The sequence below is a fragment of the Paenibacillus glucanolyticus NBRC 15330 genome (assembly GCF_004000885.1).
GTDB classification, from domain to species: domain Bacteria; phylum Bacillota; class Bacilli; order Paenibacillales; family Paenibacillaceae; genus Paenibacillus_AQ; species Paenibacillus_AQ glucanolyticus.
Genome location: NZ_BIMC01000022.1, coordinates 58,544 through 81,336 on the forward strand (window position 1 = coordinate 58,544; position 22,793 = coordinate 81,336).

Here is a 22,793-nt window from a genome sequence, read left to right on the forward strand (position 1 = left end):
ATGGGCTGGTCCTTAGTCATTACTGACTTTGGATCAGTCCATTTATTATGCCAGCACCCTCAGCACATCTTCAATCTTCTTCCCATGCGAGATCACCCCATAATTCATCCAGGTCAGAAAATCGACCTCGTACACGCAGCCGCCCTGTACAGCAGGTAGTGATTTCCATTCTGACCAGTCCAGCATACTCCGTTCCTCCCCTTCCCAGGAAGAATGACGCTTATCAAACGTAATGAACAGATGATCGGCATCCAGCAACTTCAACCATTCCTTGGTAAGGCTGGCTATCCTGGCCCCCCGGGACAACTGCAGAACGAGTGGATGCGGGGTCAGACCAAGGTCCTTGTACAGTATAGGTCCCGTATATCCGTGATCAGGACCCGCATAGAGACTGATTCCGAGGGCTGATATTCGAAGACAAGCAACGGTCTGTGTACGGACCGATTGCCTAAGAAGCCTCTTGGCTTCGCTGGCCTTATACTCATACTGTGAAATGATATCCAACACGCGGTCCTTCCTGCCCAACAGTTCCGCCGATTTACGCAGGGTCAGACGCCAATCCTCACCCGGGTGCGGGAACTGATACGTTGGAGCCAACCGTCCCAAACCATCGTCCGACATCCAGCGTTCAAACCCGATATTTATGATAATGCAGTCAGGCTTATGACAAGACAGTACAGCAATATCCTCGTTCTCAATATCAATAACCGGGACGTGCAGCAAACCGAGGTAATCCTGCTTACCCCATCTGGAGTGTGAGCACTGCACGACCGGGGTTATTCCGAGGGCCACCAGAAAATCTTCAAGGAAAGGTGCAAACACTCGCATATTCTCCTGTCGGTAGTGGTTACGGCGATATTGTCCAGGAGAAACACCAACAGTTTGTTTGAAACGACGGTTAAAATAATATTCGCTGTTAAAACCGACAAACTGTGCAATGTCCAGCAGTCGGTCATCGCTTGCCAGCAGCATATCTTTTGCCCGATCTATTCGAATCCCGTTCAGATAATCGAGGGGATACTGGGTCGTAATCTCTTTGAATATACGTGTATAATGCCAGCGTGCAACATTAGCTAATTCAGCCAGTTGTTCCACGGTCCATGGGTTTGCATAATGCTCTTTCAGATGTTCAATCGATAACTCTACAGCATGACGCATATTCAACGTGTAAGAATCGTTCTGATTCTGACGATATAGGAATAGCATGAACGCTTGAAAACAGACGGCTAATTCGAAGGATTCAAGTTCGTTACATGTATGCCGGTGCCGATAAAGGCTTTCCAGATAGTCGATGCATTGGGAGAACGGGCGGCACAACAGTTCCCCCTGCCGCAGAGAAGATTGAGAGCTCCGTACAGGCGCAGTTTGTCCAGGGTCATCTCCCTCACTCCGCCAGAGTTCATAAGTTAAATGATAGAAACACATGCCTTCTGTTTCAGAACGGAGACGTGCTGTCGAACCGGGAGCTATCAGATAACTCTGCCCTCCACGCATAGTGAGCTCTGTTTTATCCAAGACCCATTTCCCGCTTCCGGCCGTCACGATCAGCAGCGTAAACTCGTTGCCCTGCACGAAATCTTCCCGCCAATCGATGTACTCTGAACGAAGCTGAATATCCTTCAACACATAGAACCAAGTGGAGCGGTTTATCCTGCCGTTCTCATTCTTCATCTCATCTTCCCCTGACCAAGAAACTTTTTTCGAATATAGTGCAAAGAAACAGAAAGCTCATCCAGCGCAGCCGGCAGCTTTCTGTTTATATTCTAGTTTACGGACGATCTGCTTATTGGACAAACCATTTCAAGAGATCATCAACCTTCATCATATTAGCGGTAATTGCGCCGGATTGCCAGTGCGTCCGATTGCCTTTATAGACATGTCCATTTTTGACTGCCGGTACCGACTTCCATAGCGGGCTATCAAATACTTGCATCGCTTCTTGGTTCTCCTCCGAGTCCCATCCGCCGTTCGATGGGAATACGATGATATGATCTGCATCCAGCTCAGGAATTTTCTCTTGCGACAAAATGGCCTGATAATCGGTCATGTTTCTCACAAACGGATGAGGGATCAATCCCATCTCTTTATAGATGTTGCCGGTAAAACGGTTTTCGATACCAAACAGAGCAAGCGTCTTATCCCCGATATTCAGCCTGAGGACGGCAACGGTCTCTTCGCCAACGGCCTGTTTCAGCTTCGCTTTGGCGTCAGCGATCTTCTCATTGTACTCGTTAAGCGCACGTTCAGCTTCTTCAGGAATACCGAGCACATCCCCTATCGTTTTCAGGATTTCCGTTGGTTTCTGCAGAATGGACTCCGGCAGCCGATAGGTGGGGGCTATTTTGGAATACAGTTCATATTTTGCTGCATCCACCGCACCGTCAACGATGATCAAATCCGGGCTTGCCTCCAGCAGCCCTTCCATGCTCCCTGTTATATCAAAGGTTGGCACATCCAGATCCAAGTAATCCTGTTTCCCCCAGCTCGGATGATACCACTGAACAACTGGCGTAACGCCGAGAGCCAAGAGATAGTCCTCCACATAAATACCCGCTACCCGTTTCGGATTTACCGGAATTTCGACGTCGCCGAATTCATCCTTCATCACTTTGGTATCAGCCTCTGTCTGATCCATCTTATTTTGAGCCGCCTGCTTGTCCGCCGTGTCCTGCTGATTGCCGCATCCAGCCAGAACCATCATCAGTACAAGTAAAGCTATTATCCATCTGGCGCTCTTGTGATGTGTCCTTATCCCTAACATAAAAACCATTTCTCCCCTTGCCTGTTGTTGATAATCATTCTCATTTCGTTCAGATACATTGTATCCCACTCAATATCACCAAACAATGCACTTTCTCAAAATATTTCTTATACAAACTCAAAAGAAAGGCCTCCTGCTAGGAGCCCCTCTTCTCTTATCCTATGAATATTAATATAATGAATAGTATTCAGACTGTTAATTTCTACCTGGGAGGGAAAGCATGTTTCCACGATTAGAGACAGAACGATTGTTACTGCGAGAAATTCACCAACAGGATGCTAGGGCTCTTTATGATTGCTTCTCGAATGACGATGTTGTCCGCTACTACGGACAAGACAAGCTGACTTCCCTCGACCAAGCGCTACAGCTGGTTGATTTTTTCGCCAAAAACCATGCCGAGAAACGCGGCCTTCGATGGGGAATCGAGCTCCAAGGGACGAGCGGTTTGATCGGAACGATCGGATTTAATCTATGGTCTCCAAGGCACAAGAGGGCCGAAATCGGCTATGAACTTCATCCTGAGTTCTGGGGTCAGGGTTATGCAAGCGAAGCTGCTTCGGCCATCATTGCCTATGGGTTTCACACGCTGGATCTGTCCCGTATCGGCGCCGTTGTTTTGATCCAGAACCAGGCATCCCGGACGCTCCTAACCAAGCTCGGTTTTGAAGCGGAGGGAATTCTTCGCCGATATATTTATCAAGACGGTGTTCCGCATGACACCCAGATGTACTCCCTATTAAGAGAGTAACCGGACGGGCATGATAGGGCTCCCCTATTGTCGTTACGTGTTATTCATCAAGCGATTCCGAAGCATCCAGGAAGGGTTTATTTACAAAATAATACATAAAGCCCATAAGCAGCACGCCTCCAACTAAATTGCCGAGCGTCACCGGAATCAAATTGTGCAGCACACCATCAAATGAAATCGTGCCCGGATGGTTCAGAACCAACGCAATGGCAAACGTACACATATTCGCAATGCTGTGCTCATAGCCGGAGATGAAGAAGCAGAATACAAACAGCATCATCGCGAACATTTTGGCGCCATCGCCCTTCAGTGACATGGGGATAAAAAATGCAAGGCATACGAGCCAGTTGCACAAAATCGCCCGGAAGAACAGCTGCACCATCGGGGTTGTCATTTTTTGCTCAACCACATGCAGCAGGAACCCGTTCACGGACGAATCCATAAAGAGTCCCGTCAAGAAAATCAATAACGCAAACGCGCATGCGCCCAAAATGTTCCCGATGTAACTGAAGATCCACAGTTTGACAACCTCAATCCACTTGAGCTTCTTGCGCAGAGCGGCGTACGTGTAGTAGAAGGTATTCCCGGTAAACAAATCTCCTCCCCCATACGCAATCAGAATGATGGCGGCGCCAAACGTAAGGGCAGCCATCGGGTACGTCAAGGGGGAATGCTCCAGATAAAAAAAGTTCCCTGTCTTAAACGCGACAATGACGCCAAAGCCAATGAACATACTGGCAAGCATGGACCGTGCTAAATATCGAAGCTGGCTTTGCTTAAATATTTTGTGTTTTTTCAGAGCAAGCTGCTCCACTTTGAATAGCGATTTGGTTTCCATAACTCCTCCTGAAGAAAGACGGTTCTATATAGATTACACGATTTTACATATAATTCATATCATCTTGAGCATTATCATATGGAAAATGCCCCGCTTATAATGAATCTTCGATCGGCCTCATCATCTCTTTCCGCAGCCGGTGTACCCGTTTGACGTGTGGTAATCACAGCTTTCTGCAAACCAGCTTCGCTTTTGAGTATCAATTCTGAGACTCCATCTTCATAGAATCGTAACCTAATATTTCTTCGCTTCCACTATCATGGGAGGATAAGTCCGGAATTCATGTTTGATAAACGGAGCATGTGGTAAATACATGTTACAAAGGAGAGGATACAACATGAACATGAAACAGCCAGCTAAAAAAGCAATCGTCACCTTTACCATGGCAGGGGTTGTCGGCCTGAGTGCTTTGGGAGTGAATTATACCGTTTTCCCTATTCACCAAGCAGAAGCGGCCACAACGGCAAGCACCGGTAATTACGCTTCCGAACAGGCTCTTCAGAAACTCAACAGTTTCTATAAACCCGCACTAAAGGGCCAGTTTCCTGGTTCAGTCAGCGGTTTAACAATCGGTAAAAGCACAAAGCAGGATGTTTACAAGACGATTGGCGAGCCTTCTTTACCGGGTAAGGATGCAGACGCCTTTGACTTGTACGGTGCCAACATGGGGAACCCGGGCTATGCCTTCTCCTATAAACTGAACAAAATCCGCGAGATGCGTTATTTTGGAACCAATGTGGAACGACAGACTAATATCGGCGGCATTACGATGAAGATGTTAAAGCAAAACTGGTTTGCTCCGGATGCCACATCCACTTTCAAAAACGGCAAGACCACTCAAACCAAACTCACCTACAATCGGGGTGATTACAAATTAGAGTTTATCTTTAACAGCAGTACGGAACTTGACCATATGAATCTGCTGAAAAAATAATGCAAAAAACCATGATTTTTTTAAAATCATGGTGATTACGTTAAAACCTGGTCTCTGTGAGAGTCCAGGTTTTTTCTTGGTTGCGTTTTCGTTTCATCGCTTAGCCTTACTTCTGCTTACATCAAATATTGATTCAACATGTCGTCCATCCACTCATGACTGTGTTCCAGACGTTTGCATCCTGCAGCCAGCGAACCCACCTGCTCCCTTAACACGTTGACATCATCCGTTCCTTCTATATAACGACTCATAAAGTGCAAAAACACATCGACCATGCGCAAGCGCATGAGAACCGGAATCGCCGTAATTTCTTCCGAACTTAACCGTACACGGCACGCAAAGCCTTCACAGAACCTCTTGATGAGTTCTCGCTCAAACTCAGAACCCAGAAAACCTGAAATCACAACCGCAGGCTCCATTGCTCTCACGTCCCGCGTGCAAAACTCAAAATCAAGCAATGCGACAACTTTGCTTGATTCCTCTGCGTCTACCAGCAGGTTAGAACAATTCAGATCGCCATGAACCAGCTGCTGCGGAAGCTTTTTCAGGGAGTCCAGCCTGCCGCATATATCAACATAGGCCTCTTCTAATATAAGAAGCGCTTCGCGGAGATCGCTTAACGGCTGTGGCGGGCGCTGGCAAACATCAAGAACAAAGGCCTCACTGCATAAAGGATACGATTGAAGCAGCTCATAATACGGCGGATACACCGGGGCCATACCAACTGAACAAACCGCAAGTGCGTTTACAAGCTCCCCCGTCTTCTCCCCGAAAGATAACACGGATTGAATCGAGTCTGCTTCCGGGCGCACTCCTTCAATGTAAGCAAATAGGCATGCGTATCGGTCGCTGCCATCCGATAATTGCACCACATGATCGCCTGATGTGGAGATGATCGGCACAGGAATCTTAAAACTTAGCGGCATCTGCTGCAGCGAGTTCAGAACAGCAAGTTCATACTGGATCTTGCCCTTATCCCGATGTGTATTGTACATACGCATGACAGAACGGCGATTCTCACGAACACGATGGATAAAACAGGTGGTATTGTTCCAGCCCGTAGGACCATTCACCGTGCTGCCGTTCCAGTCAGGCCAGTACGCTTCCATCAATCGTTGAATCATGATTATTACCTCTCCAACTCTTTGTAATCGATTCTTATGGCAGAAATCGGGGCTGGTTCACTTCCGAACCGGATTATACAACTTCAGTGCCATTCTAAAATAGGTTGTGTTGAAATAGGAGCCGGTTCCATGATTTCATTAACATGGGCGAGTCGGCTTTGTGGAGGACCGTTTTTTTGAGCGCCGTTTAATTACTCAGATTCCATGCTCAACATGATGATGAGCTCTCTTCCGTTTTAGCTACCACTACCTTTACACCGGTCTCCTGAATGCGTTTCACCACTTCCTGATCTGCCTTCTCATCGGTAATCAACACATCCAGATCTTCGACAGCACCAGCTTTAGCAAAACCATCCTGACCGATAACATGATGTGTCGCCATTCCAATTCTGCGGCGGGAGACGGCAGAAGCCGCACGTCCAAAAGCGGCTACTTCAGGTGTCGCAACGAAGATTCCCTCATCGGAAATGCCGCCGCCGGTCATAAAACCGATATCAAATTTGAATTGGCGAATAGACTCGCTCGCAAGCACATCCGTCATATTGCCGGATGGTTTAACCCGTCCCCCAATTAGATACGTATCTATCCATTCGCGTTCGCGTAAAGCTTCGGCAACATTCATGGAGTTCGTCACAATTGTCAGCGGCATCTGCTCGGGAAGATGCTTCAGCAGCAAGTAGGTCAGTGAACCGCTGCCGATAAACAACGTATCTTTCCCGCGTATATAGGAGACGGCAAGTTTGGCAATGGCGTTCCCTTCCTGCGTGCCTTCGCCATACCGTAGTTCCGGGGGTTGGGGTGGCTGCCTGACTTTCATGGAAGGAATCGCTCCTCCGTGTGTTTTCTGAAGTAAGCCCTGCTCCTCCATAATCGTCAGGTCCCGGCGAATCGAATCAATTGAAATTTCAAATCGTTCGGCCAATTCCTTGGCAATCACCCGTTTCTCTTGATGCAGCAAAGCAAGAATTTTCTGACGACGTTCCTCGGCAAACATTCCTGATTGATCTTGCATCATGCATTAACCCTCCATATTATTCATTATTTTTCCATTTACACCTCGATTATATTCATTTTTATTCTGTTTTGCAATCCGTTTTTCTCAGTTTTATGCGTTTATATCCGTTTTTGATGAAATGAATTGCCTGGGAAAATGGATGAACGCGGTAGCGTAGGAGCAGGATTGCGACTGCAAGTCCTTAATGCTGCTCTAAGGGCGGGCGTTCCGCAGCCCCAAGTCCTCAAAAGGAACTTGCTGCTCTAAGGGCAGGAATGCCGCGGCTGCATTCCTGAGGAAAAATACGGCAGGACACTTTTTCATAATGAAATTGTGGAAGACATGCCTGGATAACTGCCTTCCACATTATCCTCTCACAACGCGGAAACCGCAGTTCCCCGTTGAGCTGTCGGGCGTATTACCGCTTCTCGCAGCTACTCTATATCGGTTGCAATAGGATTTATGACACAGATACGAACCGCCTCGCATCGATCTGCTGCCGCTTGGCTTCACATAGAATGGGTTGGCTGCAGAGGTCTGTTGATGATAGGCAGGACTGAACCAATCCGCACACCATTCCCACACGTTGCCGGACATGTTATACACTCCGTAACCGTTGGGTTTGTAGGCATCTACCGGCGCTGTACCGATGTATCCGTCGCTGGCGTTATTTTTGACCGGGAATTTGCCCTGCCATATGTTGCATTGATGTTCGCCATCCTGCTTCAGCAGATCGCCCCATGGATAAGTCCTGCCCTCCAAACCGCCACGTGCCGCATACTCCCATTCGGCTTCTGTCGGAAGCCGCACGCCCGCCCATTGGCAATAAACATCCGCGTCATTCCAGGAAACGTGCACAACCGGATGATCCATCCGACCTTCAATACTCGAATCTTTACCCTCCGGCGCTGCCCAGTAGGCTCCTTCAACGACCAGCCACCATGGCACTCCATGCGGGACCTGGACGACGCTTGCCTTTGTTTCTTCCGATGCCAGCAGCTCAAACACATAGGACCATCCATATTTCTCCGCATCCGTCACATAACCCGTTGTTTCTACAAAACGTTGAAATTCCGCATTCGTAACGGTAAATGGCGATATCTCAAAACCAGATACACTTACTCCCCGAGCAGGACCTTCTCCGTCTCGTGGGAACCCTTCCTTCGTATCGGTCCCCATCATAAATTTCCCCTCTGGGATGTGAACCATGTTGGCATGGGGTGCAGCATATGCATCATGCATCTTGGCTCTGCTCAGATTTCCATCCTGTCCCTTGGTTGCACCCGGAGATCCATCCTGCTCTCTAGCTACGCTCAGTTTCCCAGCACAATCCTTGGCCACGTTCGATTTTCCGTCCCGCTCCATGGCTGCACCCAGGTTACCATCAAGTCGATCCTTCCCATTGCTTTCCGCAAGCTGTACCTTTTCCCTGGAACCTGCACAGCAAGCATGATGTTCTTGCATACCTCTGCCTCCTCTTCATGCAAACAACGGGACCTCCACTCTGTCGTGGCTGCCCCGCTGTTCTAACCTTTCTCTAATCCCCTAAGCCAACTCCTGCGGATGGCGGCGTATCAGCTCCGGAACCGCTTCTCCGCGGCCCGTGTTTCTCAAACGCTCGATGTATCGAGGCAGATGACCTTTGGCATGGTAAGGGCCGCCCTCCTTCATCACCGTCCACAGCGGGTCCACGTCAAAAGGCATCGTTGCCATCATATGATCATGCCATTCATTGAGCAGGTATACGGCCTCCCTGCAAAGGTCCGGCCTTTCAGACGCCAGATTGTGCTGTTCATGCACATCCTCGTGGATATGGAACAGCATCTCTTTATCAAACAGATGATAGCCGTCATGATACGTTCGGATGTACAGCCAATCCCCGAATCGCACACTGCGCTGACAAACATGGGCACACTGGGATACCACCAGATAGTCACGGCCGCTCCCTTTCCCGCTTCGCAAACTCTCTGCATAACTGATGCCATCCCAGCTTTGCACGGGTGAAACGTTCATATATTCCGCCATCGTAGGCAGCAGATCCAGATGATAGTGCAGCTCGTTATCCGTTACCCCCTTCATCATGCCAGGCCCCCGGATAATCATCGGAATGCGGCAGGTTCCCTGATCCGCTGTCCCATGCTCGCCATAAATTCCAAGCTCACCCATATTCTCGCCATGATCCGCGGTAATGATGATGATCAGATCATCCCACACGCCTTTGTGGCTTAACAATTCAAAAATAGCGCCGATATGCTCGTCCATATGCCGAATGCCGCAATCATAACCATCCACCATCGTACGTAAATCCTCCATCGACCTGATCTCACCAGGATGGCGCGGATAATCGGGGGATACCTCGCTGTTGTACATGTTAATTTCGTTCACACCGTGCGGGCCCACCTTCTTCTGATGCTCCTGCAGCACATCTTCGGTAATCCAGTCAGGGAGAGGTTCGTGCTCGAAGGGATTTCCCAGCGACTCGGGTGCCCGATACGGTGTATGCGGATCCCAAAAATTCACGTACAGCATCCAGTTCTCCTCATCCGCATTCCGTTCCAGCCAATCCAGCACAACGGGGGATACTTCTTCCGCTGATTCCAAACCGCCCTTGCCGGTGTTATACATTTCATTAAAGCCCGCATAGAAGGTCCAGGCCGAATGCCGTTCCCCGAACGGACTGATCAATGCCGTCTTCAATCCGGCACGCCGGAAAATAGCCGGGAAACTCTCGGAGGCCAGCTTGTCGCGGAAATCCCGGGTAATGCCTTCATGCCTTACGTCAGCAGCCGTTCCTCCATGACCGACAACACCGTTATGAATACCGAACTTCCCTGTCATTAATGCCGTTCTTGAAGGGAAACAAGGCGCATCCGAGGTATAATAATTGTCGAAGCGAACGCCTTCTGCCGCTATCCGGTCAATGTTCGGCGATGTATTCCGGTGATACCCGTAGCAGCCCAGATGGTCCGGTCTGGTAGAATCCAAATCCAGCAATAACACTCTCATATCCGCATCGTTTCCTTCCTCATCTAAATTCGCATATACTCTCTTCAGATCATGTCAGCGTTTACAAATATTCTTGCAGTTGACTGAAATTATAGGCCACGATTCCATGCAGCGTCGATGTACATTTCATTCATTACTTGTACATTTCTATTTCTTTTTTCAACAATCGTCCGATTAAAGCAATGATTTCACTACTCTTGGGGAGCCTGGCTATGCTAGGCTATAGGTATAAAATCACTGTGAGGTGCTGACCATTGATCAAGTTGATGAGTGTGAATTTTGATGACTGCATTCCGAACTGGCGGACACAGCTTGAGACGATTGAATATAACGTCCTTGTAGTTGTGAGAGAAGGCAAAGTAAGGTACGAACTGAATGGGGAAGAGATGATTGCAGAGAAAGACGACGTACTCTTTATCCCGCAATCGACAAGACGCAGCGGAACGAACTGGAACGGCATACCTCATCAGAAACATACCATCCTCTTTATAATGGATCGTCATGAACCTACGGGCATCCCATTCCTGGATGAAGGGAAATGCCTAAAATTCAACCTGTCCCATATTCAATATGCGTATCATCGCTGCGAGCGTTTGTACGAAGAAATGCGGGGAGATAAAAGCTACCGTACCATGATCTGCCTGGGCATTATGCAGGAGCTGATCGGCATGCTGGCCCGTGAACTCGAGAAGACCGAGCTGGCACCAAGCAAACGCAAATACGCGGATACCATCAAATCTTATCTGCTGGAGCATTACCGCGACCCTATCGAAATCGAGTCGTTGGCAAAGTTAATCCATCGCTCTCCCAACTATGCTACTGCCCTCTTCAAGGAGGTGCACGGTCATTCTCCCATTCGGTATATGCATCAGCTGCGCGTGCTGGAGGCCTGCAGCCTCCTGCTTCATTCGGACATGACAATCGCTCACATCGCGCAGTATCTGGGTTATTATGATACGTCCTACTTTTACCGCATTTTCAAAAAATACACCGGCCTTTCGCCCTCCGACTATGTACTGCAAGGTGAACGGCCCGATATTTCCAAGCTATTCACCTGATTCTAGAAATCCCTGGCTTTCATTCACTTAAACGGCTTCTGTCCTGCGAACTGAATGACATGGGACAGACCTTGATGTCCCTGCCCTTCCTGGCGAACGACCTCTCCCATAAAAAAATGCACGATCCGCCAATCTGCAAAGGGATCGAGAATATCCGCTGGCGTGTATAAAAACTGTTGATCTTGCGGTCCCCCGCTTCGATAAGGAATTTGATGAACAGAATAAACCTCGGTAAGGAAGTAGCCTCCCGGCTTCACTGCTTCCTTCACACAGGCCAGAGTCTTCGTTCTCAGTTCCTTCGGAAAATGCCCGAACACACAAATGATTTCATCCCACAGATCCTTCGTCCATTGTGCTTCCTGCAGATCCACAAGCTCAGTGTGAATGCTCACGCCGTTTGCCGCGGCCAACCGTTTGGCTTTATCCAGGCCCGATTCCGCGAAATCCCATACGGTTACCTTCATGCCTTCACGAGCCAAATAAACCGCATTTCGCCCTTCTCCCTCGGCAATAGCGAGTGCATCACCTGAGAGTGCTAGTTTCTTATGCATGTCGGCAATGAATACATTCGCTTCTGTTCCAAATACGTAATCTTCCCCCTGAAACCGTTCATTCCATGGATTCATCGTTTCACACCTCTTTTTTATCGTTCACTTTATCCTCGAGCCTGAATCTGTACCAGCCCTGTACCAATCGAGTCTAATACCATATTACCATGGCTGAGGCAGGGTTGCAGCGAGCCCCCTCATGACCCCGTATTTCTTCTTGTAATGGCTTAAAGTCAAGAGGGGCCATATGTACCGATAGCTGTGATAGTGAGTATAGAAGCTGCCTGGAAGCCCGGCACCCATCGGATAGGAGGCCGTCCAGTCGTCTTCATGAAGCAATTCGAAGAGCCTGTTTATCCCTCTGTTAACGGCAGTGGACGGCTCTGCCTGAACCGCTATAAGTGCATCGAGTGCCCACGCGGTTTGGGATGCCGTGCTTTGGCCTAGAGGCATGTATTGCATCACACGATCGCTGGTGCAGGATTCACCCCAGCCCCCGTCCGGATTCTGTATCTCAAGGAGCCATGCGGCTCCTCTTTGAATCGCCGAATGGTCCGCTGGCAGACCGGCAGCCTCTAAACCTGTCAATGCTGCCCAGGTGCCGTAAATGTAACAGATCCCCCATCTTCCATACCATGATCCGTTTTTTTCCTGATGAGTGATAAGCCATTCGGTTCCTCGTTTGATAAAATCATGCTTCATGCCGAATCCGCAAAAGTTTCCGAGATATTCAAGCGTGCGTCCGGTAAGGTCGGCCCCGGAGGGGTCAATGGCGGCGGATTTCGCACCGTCTATCGCCAGCCACGTCAGCATTTCCTTATCGGTGTTTTTTTCGAAGGCGGGCCATCCGCCATCTTTATTTTGCATCGATAACACCCAGTTCAGTCCCCGATTGGTTGAATGCTGATAAATGGGCGTGGTATGCGACAACGAGTGGATCGCTCTTAAAGCAGCAGTCGTGTCATCCACATCAGGATTCAAGGTATTGGTCTCGGAGAAGCCCCATCCGCCGGGAACCGTATCCCTGTTATGAATGCTCCAATCCGCCGTTTTATCCTGTTGTCTGGATAAGAGATAGGCTGCTGCCCGCTGTGTCGTCTGTTGATCACCATCGACGCCGGACTCCTGCAGCGCATAGGAAATCAAAGCCGTGTCCCAAATCGTCGAGGACGAATTCTGAATCGTGACCTTGCCGTCCACGCGGCACTGCAGCGCGGTCAGCCCTTGAACCGCATTCATGATGATGGGATGCCGTTTATCATAGCCCAGCGCAAGCAGGGCAAATACCATAAGAATGGTGCTGCTCGCATAACTATAGAGGGTGCCGTCCGATTCGATCCGATCCAGCATGAACTTCTCCGCCTTGGTTGAGGCGGCTTCATGGATGAAACGAGGAGTTCCGAGAAGTCTGCTGAGGCCCATACGTATGCTTTCCCCAATCTCCCGATTTTCCTGGGGTAACGAATCATCGTCATCATCGCGGGAATCGTTCAGATCGGACAAATCGGGAGCCGTCTCCGTAGATATGGAGAAATTCCGATCCGCCATAATGAGCATGGGAATGAGATGAATGCGGGAGTACCCTGAGAATTCATATAGATTGATGGGCAGATAGGCAGGAAACAGAATGATCTCCAGCGGTATGAGCGATATGGACGCCGGCCACTTTCGCTGGCCCGTTGCAGCCAGGATCGCTTTTGTCAAAACGCTCTTGGATTTACCCAGCCCGCCTTGCGATTGAATGTATCGTCTGGTATGTTCCATGTGTTCGTCAGACCATTTGCTGAATCCGGAGTAGAGCAGCCCATAATAGGCATCAATAGTAGCCGATAAGCTGCCTCCTTCTTCGTCGTGATACCAGCGCCAACAGCCTTCCGGCTGCTGCTCTGCAAGGATACGATCATGCAATTCTCTGATAAGCTCTTCATTCTGAATCTCCAATATTCGAAAGAGGATTATGACATAGGCATCCAGCGTAATCCCGTTCTCAAAGCAAAAATGCCAGGACCCGTCTTGATGCTGCCGCTGTATGAAAAAATCAATCAGCTTGTTTATTTCCTCTTCTACCGCGCTCTGTACATCATTCATGTTCTCGTACCTCCATCGTAGCCTCATGATGAACATTATATGAGTGCAGGAATAAGGAAATGATGTGCCGCTTAAGGAACGTCAGAAACGATCATGAATCTCCATAGAGACCAGGGTCTGCTTATCATAAAATGTCCAGCCAAATTTTGATGGCCGTCGCCAGGATTAACACGGCTAGAATGATCTGCAGTACCTTGGTATTCATTTTCTTGCCTGCCGATGCCCCCAAAGGGGAAGCAATCAGGCTGGCAATCACCATGATGAGTGCAGGAACATAATCCACCTGTCCTGTTGTCAACTTGCCTATTGCCGAGCCGATCGAAGAGATGAATGTGATTGCGAGAGAAGTGGCGATGGTCATCCGGGTTGGAATTTTCAGCACAACCAGCATAATGGGTACGAGAAGGAAAGCTCCGGCTGCTCCGACGATCCCGGCTCCAATTCCGACGATAAGCGCGAGCACAGCGGCGAGCCACTTGTTGAACGTAACCTGATCAAGCGGTATATCGTCCACTCCTTTGTTCGGAATGAACATCATCACGGCGGCAATGAGTGCCAGGATTCCATAGATGAGATTGATGCCGTCTTCACTCATTATGTTGGAGCCGAAACCGCCGAGGAAGCTGCCCAGCAATATGGCTGAGCCCATATAGATAATGAGCGTTTTGTTTAAATAACCGCCTTTGCGGTATGCCCACACCCCGCCGATGGTTGCAAAAAACACCTGTACAGCACTGATTCCGGACACTTCATGCGCCGTAAATGCCGCTAGCCCGAACAACGGCGGAATGTACAGCAGCATCGGATATTTGATAATCGAGCCGCCGATACCGACCATGCCTGAAATAAACGAGCCAATGAATCCAATGGAAAATATGGTGGTGATGAAGATTGCGCTCAGTTCCATCATGATGCCCCCTTATATCTTAGGAAAAGGGAACCTGTGCCGGTTCCCTTTCCCCATCAATCTGTGTTCATTCATCAAGTTTACTTGATCGAGTCATAAAGTGATCATCCCTCATCACTCTGAATATGGAGTCGTTCAAACGAATGACGATCCATCCAGATCAGCGTACCGCACAGCGGTTAGGCCCGATCTCCATCTCACGCTGCTTGTCGGTGTCCGGCAGCATTTTCCCCATGTTCGTTTGACGAATTTCTTGATAGCTGTTCGGCTGCGGAGGCAAATTCTTCGTTACCAGTGTTCGAAATTCTGCTTCATCGGACATATTCAGGCCGTGGTTATCCCGGTACAAATCGCCCAGTTTCTTCGCAACCGTCCCGTCCTCGTTCAGCTCGTCCATGATCATAAAGTGGGCTGGCAGCACGGTCAGATCATCCGATAATTCGGCGTAACGGGCATAAAGGGTTTCTCGCAAATCGCCAACCCAGTCCTCTGCCAAGCCGGCCAAGTCCGGGCGACCAATGGAATCGATAAACAGAATATCGCCTGTCAGCAGGTACTGATCATCGATGACAAACGAAGTGGAACCGATGGTGTGACCCGGAGAATAGAGCGCTTCGATGCTGATGGTGGTGCTGCCGATTCTTACCTTTTCTCCATCCTGCAGCGGTTTGTACTCAAACACGACCTCAGCAGCGTCTTTCGGAGGAAGCCAGTATGCTGCACCCGTTTGCTCTGCCATCATTCGTCCCCCGGAAATATGGTCGGCATGCAGATGAGTATCCAGCACATGCCTGATTTCAGCATTGATGCTTCGAGCGAATTCAAGATAAACCTCGGTCATACGGGTCGGATCAAACAAAGCAGCCTCACCGTTCGATACCACCATATAAGACAAACATCCTTTTCCTATCCGAACAAACTGATAGAGCTCACCGCCGTCTGCGAGGTTTCCGACCTTCAGCGGAACCAGATGTTCACTCCACGCTTTCATGCCGCCCTTCAGGTAAGCCACATTCCGGCCATGCTCGGCCAGCATCTCAGCCACCATTACCGAGGAGCCTTCCTTGGCGCATACCACGAGCACCTCTTGATCTGACGGAATCTGATCCAGAATATCCTCTACCCCGTCGATCAGATCAAAGTAGGGTATATTCAGATGCTTCAATTGTTCACCTTCAATCTTCCACTCTTCAAAATCCGAAGGATTGCGAACATCCAGAATAAACTGACTTTCTTTATGAATTGCCTTCATGGCAAGTTCTTGTGCTTGCATTTCTCGTACTGTCATGTTGAAATTCCTCCCGTAGATTTATAATGCCTCGCGCCATCAACCTGCATATCCTACGCCCTATCAAACCGTCAGTCTTGCATAGGCACCCAGCACCCTGTGATCCATCAGCTTATTCGTCCAAGCCCTTCGTTGCTCCGCTCCAGCCGCTCATTCCCGGCACTACGTTTAGTACACTTGTAAATCCGCTTGCGGCAAGCTTTTGCGCCGCCATATCACTGCGGGTTCCCGTGCGGCAGATAACGTAAATGAAGTCCTGCCGATTCAGTTCACTCAATCGCTGATCCAGCTCGCCAAGCGGAATGGACACTGCATTCGGAATATGCTTGAAGGCAAATTCCGCCGTTTCCCTCACATCGAGAATCACGACCGATGCGCCGGATTGCAGCTTCTCTTCCAATTGCGCATTAGTAGCCACATGCGGGTAGGATCGTTCCGCCGACTCCTCCCCTGAAGACTTGCGCAGGTAATGCTTCAGCACGTCACCCTCTTCAATCGTTCCAAGATAATGGTGTCCCGTGCTTTCCGCCCACGCTTTCAGGTCGGCCTTGGACCCTTTGTCAGTCGCCTCAACCTCCAGCACTTGGCCACCTTCAAGTTCCTTCATCACTTTTTTCGTACGAACGATGGGCATCGGGCAAGCCAGCCCCTTCGCGTCAAGCTTTACATTGGAATCAATTCCGGCCATATCGTTTCGAGCCTCCATTCTATTTTTTTATACCACCCAGGGTATATTTCATTCCAAAAAAAAGGTGCGGCAAACACACCTGTTACGGTTATACCGAAAACCAGCCTACTCGGTCTTGCCTTCCCATGCGAGCATGCCGCCCGTCATATTGATGACTTGATAGCCCTGACCCTCCAAGTATTCCGTCGCCCTGCCGCTGCGACCGCCGGATCGGCAAACCACAATGTACTCCTTCGACTGATCCAAATCCTGCTTACGAAATTCAACCAAACCAAGTGGAATGTTGACTGCGCCTGGAATTTTTCCTTCTGCGACTTCTTCCGTCTCTCGCACATCGATAATATGCAGGATTGTTCCCTCTTCCAGCTTCTTCTCTACTTCTTTAGGAGAAATCTCTCTCATACCTGTATACACTCCCTCTTCATATTAATATTCAGGACCACGTACTCATACCGCCTTTGACATTCGTTACCTTCTCAAAACCCGATTTCTTCAACAATGTCCCCGCCTTACTGCTTCTCATGCCGCTCTGACAGATCAATACCACTTCCTGATCCTTCAAAAGTGAGTCACTGCTTAACCGAAGTTGATCCAGCGGAATATTACGAAAGCCTCGAATATGATTTGCCTTGAATTCACGCGGTGAACGGACGTCGATGAATTGTTTGTTCCGATCCGCCAGTTCATCCTTGAGCTGGGCTGCCGTAATCTGCCTGACTCCCTTCGCAGGAAGAATTCTCCATAGGATAAATAAAATAATAAGTGCAATGAACACGATATTTAACATATTCACCATGAATTCCCCCTTGATATTGAGGTACAATCGCCCATCGCTCATTAAATGAACAAGTTTACGTTGCCATCCTGGGCATCACCCAGATAACCGGCTACACCCGCATATTCAATATCCTCAAACAGCTCCTCTTTTTGCAAACCAAGAAGATCCATCGTCATCGTGCATGCAACCAGCTTCACGTCTTGCTCCTTAGCCAGTTCAATCAACTGCGGCAGCGGAACAGCATTGTGCTTCTTGATAACGTCTTTAATCATTTTCGGACCCATCCCCGCAAAATTCATTCTGGAGAGTCCCATGTTATCTGCCCCGCGCGGCATCATTTTTCCGAACATTTTCTCCATAAAACTCTTTTTCTTGGGCAGTAAAACCTCCTCATCCTTGCGAAGAGCGTTCAACCCCCAGAAGGTGTGAAATATCGTGACCTCATGATCGTAGGCGGCGGCACCATTCGCAATAATGTAAGCAGCCATCGCCTTGTCGTAATCACCGCTGAATAGAACAATCGTTGTCTTTTTGGCTTCTGTCACCTCGTGATCTCCCCTTGTAATTCATAATGTTAGATTCCACTGCATTTCCTCATACCCCTATGGGTATAATAAAACTCAAAAAAAATTATCCCTTCTTAATCCAAAATTTCAACACATCGCCGTCCTCTTGAAGTTCCAACAATTCGTTGCCAGTCGACTTGGCCCATGCCGTCAAATCGCTCTTTGCGCCTGGATCCGTTGTATGAATCTCCAGCACCTGGCCTGCTTCCATTCCCTTCATCTCCTGCTTCGTTTTCACGATCGGCATGGGACATGCCAAACCTGTGGCATCCAATACTTTATCCACGTTCATCATGATTCCTCCTTACACGTAATGAAAAAGATCTATTTAAATACCCATAGGGGTATACTATCCAGTTATGGACGGTGTGTCAACCCTGCGATCGGGTCCAACCTACTGCTCCAACAAAAAACAACGGCGGTTATCTGCTTCGTACGAGCAGGTTCACCGCTTCAACCACAAGCTTTTCTGTATCTTGTCCGCTTTCTTCGGCTTTCTGTACACATTCCACAAGGTTTGAGCTGACTACGACGCCAATCGTACGATCAATCGCCGTCCGCGCTGCCGATAGCTGGGTAATCACATCCTTGCAGTCCTTGTCCTCCTCCATCATCTTCAGAATGCCCCGCAGCTGACCCTCAATGCGCTTCACCCGATTTTTCATCTGATCATTGTAATTCATCTCAAATCCTCCTGTCTGTATACGAATTCAATTACCCTATAATTCTTATTGATTTACATGACATTAAATATATACCCCTGAGGGTATGATGTCAAGAGTAGGGATATTTCCATCTTCATGATGAAGTTTCATTTGGAATCCATTGAACTTATCCCCTTTTTGATTTTTGTCACACACTTCATGTCTGCTCTATGCTATGATACCCCGTAGGGTATATAAAAAACCATTCATAATATCCACCAATATAGGGAGGAATATACTATGGGCAACAAAATCATCATTGTCGGCGGTGTAGCCGGAGGAGCTTCGGCAGCTGCCAGGCTGCGGAGACTGGACGAGAGTTCGAGTATTATTTTAGTGGAACGGGGAGAATATATTTCGTTTGCCAACTGTGGTCTGCCATATTATATAGGAGAAACGATTAAGGAACGCAGTAAGCTGTTGGTTCAAACCGTACCTGGTCTCAGCAGCCGGTATCAATTGGATATACGGAATTTAAGCGAGGTTACGTCCATTCAGCGGCAAGAGAAACAGGTTACCATTAAGAACCTTAGAACCGGGGATATCTATACCGAAAGTTACGATTATCTGATTCTCTCGCCTGGGGCGAAGCCCATCGTGCCGGATATACCCGGCCTATCGGAATCCCGCAACGTATTCACACTGCGCAATATCCCGGATACCGACCGGATCAAACAATATATAGAGAAAGAAAAGCCGAAGGAAGCCGTTGTCGTTGGGGGTGGATTTATAGGTCTTGAGATGGCTGAGAACCTGGCCGAACATGGTATTCAGGTAACACTCATTGAAATGGCTAACCAGGTCATGGCTCCTCTAGACTACGAGATGGCCTCCATCGTACATTCACATCTGATGGAACAAGGGGTCCGATTAATTCTGGAAGATGGTGTTCGAGCCTTTCACGATGGAGGGAGCCGGATCGAGCTTTCCAGCGGTCAGCTTGTGTCCACCGATATGACGATCCTGTCTATTGGCGTTCGTCCCGAGAATGTGCTGGCTGTTGAAGCAGGTCTGCGAGTCAATGAACGCGGCGGCATTCGTGTGAATGCCCATATGCAAACGTCCGATCCCCATATCTATGCCATCGGTGATGCCATTGAGGTGAATGATTACATTCACCAAAGCCCTGCCATCATTCCTCTCGCAGGACCTGCCAACAAGCAGGGACGCCTTGTCGCAGACCGTATCTATGGGAAAAGCAGCAGTTATAAGGGCACCCTTGGCTCCTCGATTGCCAAAGTCTTTGAACTGACGGTAGCGGCTACGGGTTCCAATGAGAAACGACTCAAGCAGATGAATATCCCTTATCAGGCCATCCACATTCATCCTTTGTCTCATGCCGGATATTACCCCGGGGCGTATCCAATCTCGTTGAAGCTGCTGTTCCATCCGGAAAGCGGACAAATCTACGGCGCACAGGCGGTTGGGACAGATGGGGTGGATAAACGAATCGATGTGATTGCTACAGCGATCAAGGGCAACCTCAACGTGTGGGATCTGACGGAGGTGGAGCTTGCGTACGCTCCCCCCTATTCCTCTGCCAAGGACCCCATCAATTACGCCGGATATGTTGCATCCAACATACTGGATGGGTTGGTTGAAACCGTACAATGGTTTGAAATGAACGACTTGGTCTCAAGCGGCGCCACCTTAATTGACGTGCGTGAACCCAGCGAGCGGGAAGCAGGTTATATTGAAGGCTCTATCAACATCCCGCTGAACGACCTGCGCAGCCGTTTGAAAGATCTGCCGCAGAACGAAACCTTGTATGTAACCTGCCAGGTAGGGCTGCGCGGCTATTTGGCAGCACGCATACTGACTGAGCATGGCTTCCGTGTAAAAAACCTGGACGGCGGCTGGAAAACGTACGCTTCGGTTTATAAGTCATCCTAACCGGGCCCGCCTTGGTCAGGCTATGAAAGAGTATGTAAAAAGCCCCGGTTTCGGGGCTTTTTCCTTAACAAGCATATAGAATCACCTAAATTAACTTATGCGCATACCATTTCTTTCCACGGAATCGCCATAGGAAAATAGCTCCCCGCACACCCCATTCGCAGTTCATCGCGAGCCACACACCGAGAATGCCATAGCCTAGGACAATCCCCATAATATATCCGAGAATGACCCGGAACAACCACATGGTCAGCATCGACGTAATCGAAGTGAATTTGGAGTCGCCCGCTGCCCGAAGCGCCGATGGCAGTATAAAACTAACCGACCATAACGGCACCTGTACCAGCGTATTAATCAGCAGTACGACAAACAGATCGTTCACAATCTCCGGAGGCGGGTTGAACAATCCCACCAGCGGCCTGTACAGGGGCATGAGAATCAGTCCCATAAGGGCGAGCGAAAATGCGCCCAGCCATAAAAAGGATCTGATGAATTTGCGGGCATCCGCAATATTTCCACGACCGATGCACTGACCTACCACGGTTACGATCGTTAAGGACAATGCACTCGCTGGAATTTGGAATACCGCAGCAAGCGAAGAACCGATGGCGTTCGTTGCGATTGCGTAAGTACCCAGGCTAACGATAAATACTTGGGTTAACAATTTCCCCCCGTTAAAAAACATCTGCTCCGCAGCGAACGGGAGCCCGATAAACATAATCTTGCGCAGCATGGATATTGGAAAATGAAACAGGTCGCGCAGGCGGATATGGAGCGTTGCGTCTACTCTGAACAGGTAGTACAGTGCGCAGGCTGCACCGGCAAAGCGGGCGATGTTCACGGCCAGCGTCATCCCCATAACGCCCATATTCAGGAGCGTGATGAATACGATGTTAAGCAGAACGTAGAGCAGGTTCATGATTAACGACAACGCAAGCGACGCCCGGGTCTTGCCGATCCCCCGCAGTGCACCGCAAACCGCCTGCACCACTGCAATCCCGATGAAGGAGGTGCTGCTTCCGATCAGATAAATTCGCGCACTCTCAAGCACTTCAGGTGAGGCTGAGCCAAATAGCAGATTCAGAACAGGCTGGTGAAGCCCAATAATCAACAGTGCAATCCCTAACGCAATCATCGCAACCGAAGTTACCGTAGCCGCGGAAGCCCTTGATACCATCAGGGCATTGCCGCTTCCCTTATACTGCGCCACCACGACGGTTCCCCCGGTGGCCACCGCCACAAACACATTGATCAGGAATATATTCAGGGAATCCACCATGTTCACGGCGCTGACAGCCGCTACCCCCGATGAGCTGATCATGGCCGTATTGACCAAATTCAAGCCAATAATAAACGCCTGATCGATCAGAATCGGGAAGAACAGAGCCAAGATCTGTCGGTAATCCATCGACTCCCCGGATAAATTTCTTTGAAGCAAGCCGTTCATTTGGGTTCGTAATCGAACCAGCATCTGTCATCACATTCTTTTCGCTGTAATATAAAGAAAAAACTCTTCATACGAAGAGCTTCAGGCTAACGGTATATAGAAAATGCCGCCGCAACTGTTCCTCATGGGAGAGCTCACTCCCTCGCCAAGGGGACAGATACGGATGAATTCATTTGATCCCGGATAAACCCCGTCTTTGATTGGAGGATATCACCAGACCCGAGTCCTGTCAACGGATGTGCGCCACAGCAAAAGACCGTAAACCGCTGATATACGGAGCTTCCCAAGAGCCTGCAGGTTGTAATCCTATATAACGCAGCAGAAGAGGGTGCACCCTCCGTTAGTGCGTAGGAGGTGGTATCTTTGGTGCGGTATTTGCGGAAGCGAAGTTAATAACCGGAGAGAAATAATATGGCAGCAGGT

General features: G+C 49.1%; 22 protein-coding genes. 4 read left to right on the plus strand and 18 right to left on the minus strand.

Annotated features, from left to right (window positions below; all coding sequences use genetic code 11):
• Window positions 1-45: 45 nt before the first annotated feature.
• Window positions 46-1,671, minus strand: a complete 1,626-nt coding sequence (locus PGL02S_RS23790) for a helix-turn-helix domain-containing protein (RefSeq protein WP_051449103.1) — start codon at window positions 1,669-1,671, stop codon at window positions 46-48.
• 112 nt (window positions 1,672-1,783) lie between these two features.
• Window positions 1,784-2,701 carry an ABC transporter substrate-binding protein gene (locus tag PGL02S_RS23795; RefSeq protein ID WP_234972848.1) on the minus strand — a complete coding sequence of 306 codons (918 nt, stop codon included), beginning with the start codon at window positions 2,699-2,701 and terminating at the stop codon, window positions 1,784-1,786.
• 280 nt (window positions 2,702-2,981) lie between these two features.
• On the opposite strand from PGL02S_RS23795, the gene PGL02S_RS23800 reads away from it, so the two are divergent.
• Window positions 2,982-3,509 (plus strand): GNAT family N-acetyltransferase, encoded by a 528-nt coding sequence (locus PGL02S_RS23800; protein WP_036637516.1) that lies wholly within the window; start codon window positions 2,982-2,984, stop codon window positions 3,507-3,509.
• A gap of 40 nt (window positions 3,510-3,549) precedes the next feature.
• On the opposite strand, the gene PGL02S_RS23805 is transcribed toward PGL02S_RS23800, so the two are convergent.
• Complete coding sequence (locus PGL02S_RS23805; RefSeq protein ID WP_036637514.1) at window positions 3,550-4,347, minus strand: formate/nitrite transporter family protein; 798 nt, start codon at window positions 4,345-4,347, stop codon at window positions 3,550-3,552.
• A 337-nt stretch (window positions 4,348-4,684) separates the two neighbouring features.
• Here PGL02S_RS23805 and PGL02S_RS23810 point away from each other — a divergent pair, with 337 nt between their 5' ends.
• Window positions 4,685-5,281, plus strand: coding sequence for a YjgB family protein (locus tag PGL02S_RS23810; protein WP_036637513.1), 597 nt, complete (start codon window positions 4,685-4,687; stop codon window positions 5,279-5,281).
• Window positions 5,282-5,397: 116 nt separating this feature from the next.
• Here the strand turns inward: PGL02S_RS23810 and PGL02S_RS23815 are convergent, their stop codons facing one another.
• The 4 genes from PGL02S_RS23815 to PGL02S_RS23830 form a co-directional block, all read right to left on the minus strand.
• Entirely contained in the window at window positions 5,398-6,405 is a 1,008-nt protein-coding gene (locus PGL02S_RS23815; protein WP_036637512.1) for a phosphotransferase, read from the minus strand.
• 208 nt (window positions 6,406-6,613) lie between these two features.
• Window positions 6,614-7,399, minus strand: coding sequence for a DeoR/GlpR family DNA-binding transcription regulator (locus PGL02S_RS23820; RefSeq protein WP_036637568.1), 786 nt, complete (start codon window positions 7,397-7,399; stop codon window positions 6,614-6,616).
• 366 nt (window positions 7,400-7,765) lie between these two features.
• The gene (locus PGL02S_RS23825; RefSeq protein WP_081742706.1) at window positions 7,766-8,641 is read right to left on the minus strand and encodes a formylglycine-generating enzyme family protein; all 876 of its coding nucleotides are present in this window, start codon (window positions 8,639-8,641) and stop codon (window positions 7,766-7,768) included.
• A 303-nt stretch (window positions 8,642-8,944) separates the two neighbouring features.
• Window positions 8,945-10,405 (minus strand): sulfatase family protein, encoded by a 1,461-nt coding sequence (locus PGL02S_RS23830; protein WP_036637510.1) that lies wholly within the window; start codon window positions 10,403-10,405, stop codon window positions 8,945-8,947.
• Window positions 10,406-10,671: 266 nt separating this feature from the next.
• On the opposite strand from PGL02S_RS23830, the gene PGL02S_RS23835 reads away from it, so the two are divergent.
• Window positions 10,672-11,463, plus strand: a complete 792-nt coding sequence (locus PGL02S_RS23835; RefSeq protein ID WP_244892255.1) for a helix-turn-helix domain-containing protein — start codon at window positions 10,672-10,674, stop codon at window positions 11,461-11,463.
• Between the two features lie 23 nt (window positions 11,464-11,486).
• Here PGL02S_RS23835 and PGL02S_RS23840 read toward each other — a convergent pair whose 3' ends face one another.
• The 10 genes from PGL02S_RS23840 to PGL02S_RS23885 form a co-directional block, all read right to left on the minus strand.
• Window positions 11,487-12,089: a class I SAM-dependent methyltransferase gene (locus PGL02S_RS23840; protein WP_036637508.1), complete on the minus strand. Its 603-nt coding sequence runs from the start codon at window positions 12,087-12,089 to the stop codon at window positions 11,487-11,489.
• 84 nt (window positions 12,090-12,173) lie between these two features.
• A complete protein-coding gene (gene shc / locus PGL02S_RS23845) occupies window positions 12,174-14,099 on the minus strand; it encodes a squalene--hopene cyclase (RefSeq protein ID WP_036637506.1) in 1,926 nt (641 codons plus the stop codon).
• A gap of 124 nt (window positions 14,100-14,223) precedes the next feature.
• Window positions 14,224-15,006: a sulfite exporter TauE/SafE family protein gene (locus PGL02S_RS23850; RefSeq protein WP_036637504.1), complete on the minus strand. Its 783-nt coding sequence runs from the start codon at window positions 15,004-15,006 to the stop codon at window positions 14,224-14,226.
• 160 nt (window positions 15,007-15,166) lie between these two features.
• A complete protein-coding gene (locus PGL02S_RS23855; RefSeq protein ID WP_036637502.1) occupies window positions 15,167-16,294 on the minus strand; it encodes an MBL fold metallo-hydrolase in 1,128 nt (375 codons plus the stop codon).
• A gap of 112 nt (window positions 16,295-16,406) precedes the next feature.
• Window positions 16,407-16,982, minus strand: coding sequence for a sulfurtransferase TusA family protein (locus PGL02S_RS23860; RefSeq protein WP_036637500.1), 576 nt, complete (start codon window positions 16,980-16,982; stop codon window positions 16,407-16,409).
• Between the two features lie 105 nt (window positions 16,983-17,087).
• On the minus strand, window positions 17,088-17,384 hold the full coding sequence (locus PGL02S_RS23865; RefSeq protein WP_036637497.1) for a rhodanese-like domain-containing protein: 297 nt from the start codon (window positions 17,382-17,384) through the stop codon (window positions 17,088-17,090).
• A 31-nt stretch (window positions 17,385-17,415) separates the two neighbouring features.
• A complete protein-coding gene (locus PGL02S_RS23870; protein WP_036637566.1) occupies window positions 17,416-17,775 on the minus strand; it encodes a rhodanese-like domain-containing protein in 360 nt (119 codons plus the stop codon).
• A gap of 44 nt (window positions 17,776-17,819) precedes the next feature.
• The gene (locus PGL02S_RS23875; protein ID WP_036637495.1) at window positions 17,820-18,305 is read right to left on the minus strand and encodes a DsrE/DsrF/DrsH-like family protein; all 486 of its coding nucleotides are present in this window, start codon (window positions 18,303-18,305) and stop codon (window positions 17,820-17,822) included.
• Between the two features lie 85 nt (window positions 18,306-18,390).
• Entirely contained in the window at window positions 18,391-18,618 is a 228-nt protein-coding gene (locus PGL02S_RS23880) for a sulfurtransferase TusA family protein (protein ID WP_006209597.1), read from the minus strand.
• Between the two features lie 130 nt (window positions 18,619-18,748).
• Window positions 18,749-19,009: a metal-sensitive transcriptional regulator gene (locus tag PGL02S_RS23885; RefSeq protein ID WP_036637493.1), complete on the minus strand. Its 261-nt coding sequence runs from the start codon at window positions 19,007-19,009 to the stop codon at window positions 18,749-18,751.
• Between the two features lie 261 nt (window positions 19,010-19,270).
• Between PGL02S_RS23885 and PGL02S_RS23890 the strand changes: the two genes are divergently transcribed.
• On the plus strand, window positions 19,271-20,923 hold the full coding sequence (locus tag PGL02S_RS23890; protein WP_036637492.1) for a CoA-disulfide reductase: 1,653 nt from the start codon (window positions 19,271-19,273) through the stop codon (window positions 20,921-20,923).
• 85 nt (window positions 20,924-21,008) lie between these two features.
• Here PGL02S_RS23890 and PGL02S_RS23895 read toward each other — a convergent pair whose 3' ends face one another.
• Window positions 21,009-22,394, minus strand: a complete 1,386-nt coding sequence (locus PGL02S_RS23895) for an MATE family efflux transporter (RefSeq protein ID WP_006209595.1) — start codon at window positions 22,392-22,394, stop codon at window positions 21,009-21,011.
• Between the last annotated feature and the right edge of the window lie 399 nt (window positions 22,395-22,793).

Coding starts and splice junctions, on each gene's coding strand:
- PGL02S_RS23790 (WP_051449103.1), bottom strand. CDS start 1,671: ATGAAGAATGAGAACGGCAGGATAAACCGCTCCACTTGGTTCTATGTG.
- PGL02S_RS23795 (WP_234972848.1), bottom strand. CDS start 2,701: ATGATGGTTCTGGCTGGATGCGGCAATCAGCAGGACACGGCGGACAAG.
- PGL02S_RS23800 (WP_036637516.1), top strand. CDS start 2,982: ATGTTTCCACGATTAGAGACAGAACGATTGTTACTGCGAGAAATTCAC.
- PGL02S_RS23805 (WP_036637514.1), bottom strand. CDS start 4,347: ATGGAAACCAAATCGCTATTCAAAGTGGAGCAGCTTGCTCTGAAAAAA.
- PGL02S_RS23810 (WP_036637513.1), top strand. CDS start 4,685: ATGAACATGAAACAGCCAGCTAAAAAAGCAATCGTCACCTTTACCATG.
- PGL02S_RS23815 (WP_036637512.1), bottom strand. CDS start 6,405: ATGATTCAACGATTGATGGAAGCGTACTGGCCTGACTGGAACGGCAGC.
- PGL02S_RS23820 (WP_036637568.1), bottom strand. CDS start 7,399: ATGTTTGCCGAGGAACGTCGTCAGAAAATTCTTGCTTTGCTGCATCAA.
- PGL02S_RS23825 (WP_081742706.1), bottom strand. CDS start 8,641: ATGCATGATGCATATGCTGCACCCCATGCCAACATGGTTCACATCCCA.
- PGL02S_RS23830 (WP_036637510.1), bottom strand. CDS start 10,405: ATGAGAGTGTTATTGCTGGATTTGGATTCTACCAGACCGGACCATCTG.
- PGL02S_RS23835 (WP_244892255.1), top strand. CDS start 10,672: ATGAGTGTGAATTTTGATGACTGCATTCCGAACTGGCGGACACAGCTT.
- PGL02S_RS23840 (WP_036637508.1), bottom strand. CDS start 12,089: ATGAATCCATGGAATGAACGGTTTCAGGGGGAAGATTACGTATTTGGA.
- shc (WP_036637506.1), bottom strand. CDS start 14,099: ATGAATGATGTACAGAGCGCGGTAGAAGAGGAAATAAACAAGCTGATT.
- PGL02S_RS23850 (WP_036637504.1), bottom strand. CDS start 15,006: ATGGAACTGAGCGCAATCTTCATCACCACCATATTTTCCATTGGATTC.
- PGL02S_RS23855 (WP_036637502.1), bottom strand. CDS start 16,294: ATGACAGTACGAGAAATGCAAGCACAAGAACTTGCCATGAAGGCAATT.
- PGL02S_RS23860 (WP_036637500.1), bottom strand. CDS start 16,982: ATGGCCGGAATTGATTCCAATGTAAAGCTTGACGCGAAGGGGCTGGCT.
- PGL02S_RS23865 (WP_036637497.1), bottom strand. CDS start 17,384: ATGAGAGAGATTTCTCCTAAAGAAGTAGAGAAGAAGCTGGAAGAGGGA.
- PGL02S_RS23880 (WP_006209597.1), bottom strand. CDS start 18,618: ATGAACGTGGATAAAGTATTGGATGCCACAGGTTTGGCATGTCCCATG.
- PGL02S_RS23885 (WP_036637493.1), bottom strand. CDS start 19,009: ATGAATTACAATGATCAGATGAAAAATCGGGTGAAGCGCATTGAGGGT.
- PGL02S_RS23890 (WP_036637492.1), top strand. CDS start 19,271: ATGGGCAACAAAATCATCATTGTCGGCGGTGTAGCCGGAGGAGCTTCG.
- PGL02S_RS23895 (WP_006209595.1), bottom strand. CDS start 22,394: ATGCTGGTTCGATTACGAACCCAAATGAACGGCTTGCTTCAAAGAAAT.